The organism is Brevibacterium jeotgali (genome assembly GCF_900169175.1).
GTDB lineage: Bacteria > Actinomycetota > Actinomycetes > Actinomycetales > Brevibacteriaceae > Brevibacterium > Brevibacterium jeotgali.
This window is the reverse complement of the sequence record NZ_FXZM01000016.1, coordinates 47939-55789: the sequence shown is the minus strand read 5'-3', so window position 1 is coordinate 55789 and position 7851 is coordinate 47939. Positions and strand designations below refer to the sequence as shown.

The following is a 7851-nucleotide window of genomic DNA, read 5'->3' as shown; positions in this document are numbered from 1 at the left end:
GGTGCCGCCGGTGGAGTTCGAGCGGGGCATGGTCGCGGCGGTTGAGACGGTCGGGGGCGAGCAGGAAACGTCACTCACGCACGCCGCGTGAGGTGGCTCACGTGTCTACAGCTTGCGGGTAACCCCAGGACACGCTCTGGGTTACGCTCGCGGTGCGGCACTGAAAGCGACTGACCGGTAGTACTTCGCCCCGGTAGAGTCGCAACCATGACCGAAATCGGCGTCCAGGCGTCCACCTCCGCCCTCGGAGGCCCCTTCCGCAGCTGGTCGGAACCGCGCAGCATCGACGATCACGTGAGTGCCCTCGTCGCAGCGCTGAGCGTGCGCACGATCGGCGCGGAGACCGTGCCCGTCGCGGAGGCGCTCGACCGCGTGCTCGTCGATGACCTGCGGGCGCCCTTCGATCTGCCCCGCTTTGACAATTCGCAGATGGACGGGTTCGCGCTCGATGCGGCGGCGACTCCCGGGTCCTTCGCCGTCGCCGGTATGATCGCCGCCGGCCAGACGGGAGACGCGGTGGAACCGGGCACGGCCGTGCCCATCATGACCGGCGCACCCGTGCCGCCCGGCACCAGCGCGATCATCCCCGTCGAGGAGTCTGACGGCTACGACTCGCCGAGCATCAGCGTCCCCGGGACGCCGGCGGGCCGGTTCGTCCGCCCCCGGGGCAGCGACATCGCCGCCGGGGACGTCGCACTCCCGGCCGGAGCGGTCCTGGGCTCTGCGTCCCTGGGAGTGCTCGCAGCGTTCGGCCTGACGACGATCAGCGTCCGCGCCCGCCCCCGCGTCCTCGTCGTCACCGGCGGGGACGAGGTCGCAGCACCCGGCACGCAGCTGCGCGACGACCAGGTCTTCGACGCGAACGCTGCTCTGCTGGGCGCCGTCATGCGCCGCTGCGGGGCCGACGTCGTCGAGTCGCTCGTCGTCGACGACACGGTCGAGGACTTCCGCGCGTCGCTCGCCGCCCGCGTCCGCGCGATCGAACCGGACCTCGTCATCACGAGCGGCGGCATCAGCGCAGGCCGATTCGAAGTGGTCCAGCAGGGGCTCGGTGGGCAGGAGGGCTCGGGTGCGCAGGGTGCCGGCGTGGACCTCGGCGGCCTGACTGCGCGCGTGGAGTTCGGCTCCGTCGCGATGCAGCCCGGCGGTCCGCAGGGAGTGGGCGTTCTGGACAGCGGCTCCGGCGAACACATCCCGATCGTCTGCTTCCCCGGCAACCCGGTGAGCACCTGGATCAGCGCCCACGTCCTGCTGCGCGACGCCATGGACCGCGCCTGGTCCACCGGGCGGCCCTCGCGCAGAGTGACCGCTGCGCTCGCCGCCCCGGTCAGTCCGCTCCCCGCCAAGACCCAGCTGCGACGATCCGAGATGGACGTGGGCACGATCCGCGACGGGCCCACCGACCCGGACTCCACACGACTGCGCGTGCGCGCGATCCCCGGCACGAGTTCGCACCTGCTGGCCACCGCGGCCCCTGCAGACTCCCTCATCGTGGTCCCGCCGGGGAACGCAGAGCTGCCGGTGGGAGCCGTCGTCGAGGTGGTGGTCCTGTGAGCGCCCACGACGACCCCCACGAGGACGCCCGTGTCTCCGGCCGCCTCACGCATGTGCGCGCTGACGGCACAGCCCACATGGTCGACGTGTCCGCGAAGGCGGTGACGAGTCGGGTCGCTGTCGCGTCCTCACGGCTGACGACCACCGCCGAGGTCGTCGACCAGATGGTCGAGGGCACCCTGCCGAAGGGTGATGCGCTCGCCGTCGCCCGCGTCGCCGGGATCATGGCGGCGAAGCGGACCCCGGACCTCGTGCCGCTGTGCCATCCGCTGCCGCTCACCGGTGTCTCCGTCGACCTGGATCGCGCCGCGGATGACCCCGGCGCGATCGCTGTCCGCGCCCGCGTGAAGACGAAGGGCGTGACGGGGGTGGAGATGGAGGCGCTGACCGCTGCGTCCGTTGCGGCACTCACGCTCTACGACATGGTGAAGGCGCTCGACCGGGACGCCGTCATCGGCCCCACCCGCGTCGAGCAGAAGTCCGGAGGCGCCTCCGGCGACTGGGGCAGGGGACCGGCGGGCAGCCTCGGCGACGGGGGGCCCGGAGACAGCAGTGCCGGGGACTGCAGTGCCGGGGACGGCGGCCCGGATGATGGGCGCCTCGGCGAGTGGAAGGACCACGGATGACACGACACACGCGACCGGATGCGGACAGGCGTCCGCGCAGGGCGACGCGCGGCGGCGACCGGTCGGCGACGTTCGGTGCGGGCAGGCGCGCGGTGGTGCTGGTCGTGTCGACGTCCGGCTACGCGGGCGAGGCCGAGGACGCGACCGGACCGCTGCTGGCCGGCTGGCTGGGCGAGCGCGGTTACCGCGTGGACGCGCCGCAGATCGTCCCGGACGGTCCTGCCGTCGGGAACGCCCTCCGACGGCACGTGCTGGACGGGCCCGAGGAGGAGCGTCCGCGCGTGATCGTCACGACGGGCGGAACGGGTCTGGCACCCGAGGACACGACCCCGGAGGAGACCCGCAGCATCCTCGACAAGGAGGCGACGGGGATCGTCCAGGCACTCGTGGACCACGGGCTGGCGAAGCTGCCGGAGGCGGCGATGAGCCGGGGGACCGCAGGCGCGTGCGACCGCACCTTCGTCGTGAATCTGCCCGGGTCCGTCGGGGGAGTGAAGGACGGGATCACGATCCTCGACCCGATCCTGCACCATATCCAGGCGCAGCTCGAGAACGTCGGCGACGGGGTCCATGCCCCGCGCGGGCGCGCTGCGGAGGCAGACGCGGCGCTGCCGGCGACGGAACCGTTCTCCGTACTGCCGTCGCCTGAACCGGTGGGGGGATCGCCGGCCGCAGTGGAACCGGTGGGGGGATCGCCAGCCGCGGTGGAACCGATGCCGGAGCCGTTCGCCTGGGGACGCGTCACGAACGAGCCCCTGGACCTCACCGCCGCCGAGGCCCGCGTGAAGACTCCGCAGACCGGTGCGCTCGCGGTGTTCCACGGGGTCGTGCGCGACCACGACTCGGGCCGGGACGACGTCGTGGGGCTGGCGTACACAGCGCATCCGCAGGCCCAGTCGGTGCTCGACGAGGTGCTGGCCGAAGCGGTCGCGGACCACCCCGGCGTGCGCATGAGCGTCGAGCACCGGATCGGTGAGCTGCGCGTGGGCGAGGATGCCCTGCTGGTGACGGTGGCATCGGCGCATCGCAGAGAGGCGTTCACCGCCTGCGCGGAGCTCGTCGATCGCGTCAAGGCGCGCGTGCCGATCTGGAAGCGCCAGGACTACTCCGACGGCGGTCACGACTGGGTGGGCGTGGAATGAGCCCTGGAGCGGGCTCTGGAGTGGGCTCTGGAGTGAGCCCGGGAGCGGAACCTGGAGGGGACCTCGCCGGTCGCTATGCCCGGCAGGTCCGCGTCCCCGGCGTGGGGGAGTCGGGCCAGGAGAAGCTCGCGCAGGCACGCGTGCTGCTCGTGGGCGCCGGCGGATTGGGCAGCCCGGCCGGTCAGTACCTCGCGGCGGCCGGGATCGGGACGATCGGGATCGTCGATGACGACCGCGTGGAGGTCAGCAATCTGCATCGGCAGATCGTGCATCGGACGGCGGACATCGGCAGGCCCAAGGTCGACTCCGCCGCAGACGCGCTGCGGGCCCTGAACCCCGAGGTGACGGTTGTGACGCACGCCCTCCGCCTCACTCCCGACACGGTCATGGAGGTCGTGGAGGGGTACGACGTGGTCGTCGACGGGGCGGACTCGTTCGCCGCCCGCTACGTGGTGTCGGATGCCTGCACGCTCCTGGACATCCCGCACGTGTGGGCAGCGGTGCTCACCGATGGCGGTCAGCTGAGCGTCTTCCACGCATCCCACGGGCCGGTCTACCGCGACCTGCTGCCCGTCATGCCGCCCGCCGGCGCGGTGCCCAGCTGCGCGGCGGCCGGTGTGCTGGGAACGGTGCCGGGGGTGCTCGGCACCGCGATGGCCGGTGAGGTGCTGAAGCTCGTGCTGGGGATCGGCCGCCCCGCGATCGGTCGCGTGCTCGTGTACGACATGCTCACCGCGGAGTGGGAGACGGTGCCGCTCGTGCGCTCGCCCCGTGTGACCCGGCCGCAGACCGCAGCGGACGTGGGGCGCGGCGTGCCGCGTCAGGTGAGCGCGACGCAGCTGGGCGCCGCGCCGGCGGACGTGGTGGGGTCGGTGGGCGCGTCCGAGAGTCCTCCGAATCCGCGAGGGACGGGTGAGCGGTTCGAGGGACGGGCGCGTTCACGTGTCCGTCGAACCAGCCACGCGTCCCCCGCGGAGTATGTGGGGCGCGAGCCGGAGGGTCCGGGAACCGGCGGCGCGGTCGGTCCACCGACGCTGATCTCGGACGGTCCACGGACACTGATCGTCGACGTGCGGACCCCCGCCGAGGCCGCGGACGGGATGATCCCCGGAGCTCGCCTGCTGCCGCTGGACCGGATCGCATCGGACCCCGGCGCCGCAGCCGCTCAGATGCGCGCGTGGGCGGTGCAGATCGACGCGGAGTCACTCACCGACACGGTCGACGTCTACATCCACTGCCACGCCGGTGCGCGGTCCGCCCGTGCCCTCGACATGCTGGGCCCCTACGCGGAGGTGGACGACTCGCAGCCCCCGGCGCTGCGACTCCATGACGTGGTGGGCGGTTACGAAGCGTGGGTGCGGGCGTTCCCGGACCAGTGCGCGCGGCCGGAGGGTGGCGCTGGGCCGGAGTGATCGCCCGCCGGGTTGGAGTGATCGCCCGCCGGGCGGACGAGGCGAGACGAACGCGTGTCTCGAGGGGCAGTCACGACGTGGCGCCGTGAATGGGAGACACTGGAGAGGCAGCCGCAGGGCGGAGTGCAGGAGGCTACGATGCGCAGGACAGTGCGGACGCGGGTGCGTCGATTCGATGAGACGGGCCTGATCGACGCCCGGGCGGATTCCCTGGCGGGCGAAGAGCCGCTGGAGGTGCGACTCGACGGCGAGCAGTTCACCGTCACGATGCGGACACCGGGCGACGATGTCGAACTCATCGCGGGGTTCCTGCTGAGCGAAGGCATCGTCACGGACTGGAAGCAGATCCTGCGCGTGGACTTCTCGACGGGCATCGACCCGGACGGGACGCGGAACCTCAACGTCGCGCGGGTCAGCCTGGAGCCGGGGACCTGGGACCGGGAGCGCTACCAGGCGCGGCAGATCTACACCTCGTCCGCGTGCGGCATCTGCGGCACTGCCTCGATCGAGGCCGTCCAGCGCACGTCCACCTACCCGATCGTCCTCGATGCGATGAGTGACGACGGTCCGGTCGCGTCCCCGGCCGTCACCTCACGTGCGGTCCTCACCCTGCCGGACGCCATGCGCGCTGAGCAGAAGCTGTTCGGGTCCACCGGCGGAGTCCATGCTGCCGGTCTCTTCCGGCTGGAGCGGGACGACGCCGGTGGCATCGCGGACACCGCGGAGCTGGTGGCCGTGCGTGAGGACGTCGGGCGCCACAACGCCGTGGACAAGGTCATCGGCTGGGCGCTGCAGGAGGGGATGCTCCCGCTGTCGGACACGATCCTGCAGGTGTCGGGCCGCGCAAGCTTCGAGCTCGTGCAGAAGGCCGCGATGGCGGGGATCCCCGTCCTGTCCGCCGTGAGCGCACCGTCGGGCCTGGCCGTCGACCTGGGGCGCGAGCAGGGCATCACCGTGATCGGCTTCAATCGCGGGACACGACTCAACGCCTACTCCCACCACGAACGCATCGTGTAGTACCCGCGAACGGTCGACGGCACGCGGGCCTGACCGCTGATCGACGGCACTCCGACCGACGGTCCTCTGGCCCACGGCACTCCGACCGACGACACTTCGACCTACGGCACATCAACGTCCGGCCGACCAGCCGACGACCGACCACACAGCAGTGAAGAGGAGAGACATGGATCTGGGAATCGCAGGCAGGCGCGCGGTCGTCTGCGCATCGAGCGCGGGGCTCGGCCGCGCGTGTGCGACGGAGCTCGCACGGGCGGGTGCCATCGTCATCCTCAACGGACGACGAGCAGACGCACTGGAGGCCACGGCGCGGGACATCCGCGACGAGACGGGTGCGGACGTCCGCACCGTCGTGGGCAGCGTCGCGGATCTCGACGTGCAGGAGGCGCTCGTCGCCGCGGCTGACGGCGCCGTCGACATCCTCGTCAACAACAACGGTGGGCCGCCGTTCCGCGCCTTCACCGATGTGGACGACGACGACATCCGCGCCGGCGTGGAGAACAACATGGTCACCCCGATCGCGCTCGCCCGCCGCGTGCTCGGCGGCATGGTGGAGCGCCGCTTCGGCCGCATCGTGAACATCACCTCGGCCTCGGTCAAGATGCCGATCGCCGGGCTCGACGTCTCCTCCGGTGCGCGCGCGGGCCTCACGGGCTTCCTCGCCGGGGTCGCGCGCGACGTCGCCCACGCCAACGTGACGATCAACTTCCTGCTGCCGGGTTCGTTCGACACCGACCGGCTGCAGTCGGGGCAGTCGCTCACCGCCGAGGCCTCGGGCCGGTCGATCGACGAGGTCCGCGGGACCGCCGCCGCCTCCATCCCCACCAAGAGGTTCGGAGAGCCGGATGAGTTCGGCGCGGCGTGCGCCTTCCTCGCCTCCGATCGGGCCGGGTACATCACCGGCCAGAGCCTGCTCATCGACGGCGGCGCCTATCGCGGCATCCTCTGAGGCGGACCACCCGGCGGCCGACTGCTCCCACCCCGGCGCGACCCGGGACTGTCGTTCCGACGGGCCCCCTTCCCCACCTCATCGAACGAACGATAGGTTGGTGTGGCCAGCCGGCTTTCAACGAGGAGAGTGGACATGACCGCTGCTGACCAGCAGGCATCCGACCGCGAGTACACGACGCTCGACTACGAGGTCACCGACCGCATCGCGGTCATCACGATCGACAATCCGCCCAGCAGGAACGGCTTCAACGGCACGATGCGGGACGACCTCATCGCCGCCGCTCAGCGTGCGGACAACGATGACGGCGTCCGGGCGGTGATCCTCACGGGTCGGGGCAAGTTCTTCTGCCCGGGTGCCGACCTGAGCGGTGGGGGGTCGACGTTCGACTTCACGTCAGCCACGCACGCGGAGAGCGACGAGGCCGGTGGCTTTCCGACCGTCGACGGGCACCGTCGCGATGGCGGCGGGCAGGTGACGCTCGCGTTCGCATCGATGCGCAAGCCGATCATCACCGCTGTCAACGGCGCCGCAGTGGGGATCGGCGCCACGATGACGCTTCCGACCGACATCAGGATCGCCTCGACCGAGGCCCGGTTCGGCTTCGTGTTCGCCCACCGCGGGCTGGTGCCCGAGGCGGCCTCCAGCTGGTTCCTGCCGCGCATCGTCGGCATCACCCAGGCACTCGACTGGGTCTACACGGGACGGGTCTTCGACGCCGAGGAGGCGCGCTCGGCGGGCCTCGTGTCCCGCGTCGTCGCACCGGACGAGCTGTTCGAGACCGCGATGGACATGGCGCGGGCGATCGTCGACCGCGCGTCGGCCGTGTCGCTGGGCGCCAGCCGCCAGCTGCTGTGGAGCATGCTCGGGGCCTCATCGCCGTGGGAGGCGCACCGCCGCGATTCGCGGCTCATCTACGAGATGGGCCAGGAGGCCGATGCGCGGGAGGGCGTCCAGTCGTTCCTCGACAAGCGGGCGCCGGAGTTCGCGATGACGGTGCCGAAGGACTTTCCGCAGTACCTGCCGTCGTTCCCCGACGCAGACCGCATCGACTGAGGCGCCGCACCGGGTGGCGCGCGGCGAGGGACAGTTGCGGCTCGCATGGAGGCAAGGGTAGGCTGACCTTACCTGATCGACGGTGCGCTTGATCC

Annotated in this window: 6 protein-coding genes and 1 pseudogene; all 7 read left to right on the top strand. The window is 71.6% G+C overall.

What is annotated here, in order from left to right; translation table 11 throughout:
• Positions 1-207 precede the first annotated feature (207 nt).
• The 7 genes and pseudogenes from BJEO58_RS13625 (at position 208) to BJEO58_RS13595 (ending at position 7756) form a co-directional block, all read left to right on the top strand.
• The gene (locus tag BJEO58_RS13625; RefSeq protein WP_101590013.1) at positions 208-1554 is read left to right on the top strand and encodes a molybdopterin molybdotransferase MoeA; all 1347 of its coding nucleotides are present in this window, start codon (positions 208-210) and stop codon (positions 1552-1554) included.
• Positions 1551-2057, top strand: a pseudogene (gene moaC / locus BJEO58_RS13620) (cyclic pyranopterin monophosphate synthase MoaC); the annotation flags it as partial. The gene BJEO58_RS13625 and the pseudogene moaC, both read left to right, overlap by 4 nt.
• A 119-nt stretch (positions 2058-2176) precedes the next feature.
• Positions 2177-3322 carry a molybdenum cofactor biosynthesis protein MoaE gene (locus tag BJEO58_RS13615; protein ID WP_101590012.1) on the top strand — a complete coding sequence of 382 codons (1146 nt, stop codon included), beginning with the start codon at positions 2177-2179 and terminating at the stop codon, positions 3320-3322.
• 32 nt (positions 3323-3354) lie between these two features.
• On the top strand, positions 3355-4734 hold the full coding sequence (locus BJEO58_RS13610; protein ID WP_180951967.1) for a HesA/MoeB/ThiF family protein: 1380 nt from the start codon (positions 3355-3357) through the stop codon (positions 4732-4734).
• A gap of 138 nt (positions 4735-4872) precedes the next feature.
• Complete coding sequence (fdhD, locus tag BJEO58_RS13605; RefSeq protein WP_101590010.1) at positions 4873-5751, top strand: formate dehydrogenase accessory sulfurtransferase FdhD; 879 nt, start codon at positions 4873-4875, stop codon at positions 5749-5751.
• A gap of 166 nt (positions 5752-5917) precedes the next feature.
• Complete coding sequence (locus tag BJEO58_RS13600; protein ID WP_101590009.1) at positions 5918-6700, top strand: SDR family oxidoreductase; 783 nt, start codon at positions 5918-5920, stop codon at positions 6698-6700.
• Between the two features lie 135 nt (positions 6701-6835).
• Positions 6836-7756, top strand: coding sequence for an enoyl-CoA hydratase-related protein (locus BJEO58_RS13595; protein ID WP_101590008.1), 921 nt, complete (start codon positions 6836-6838; stop codon positions 7754-7756).
• The last annotated feature ends 95 nt before the right edge of the window (positions 7757-7851 follow it).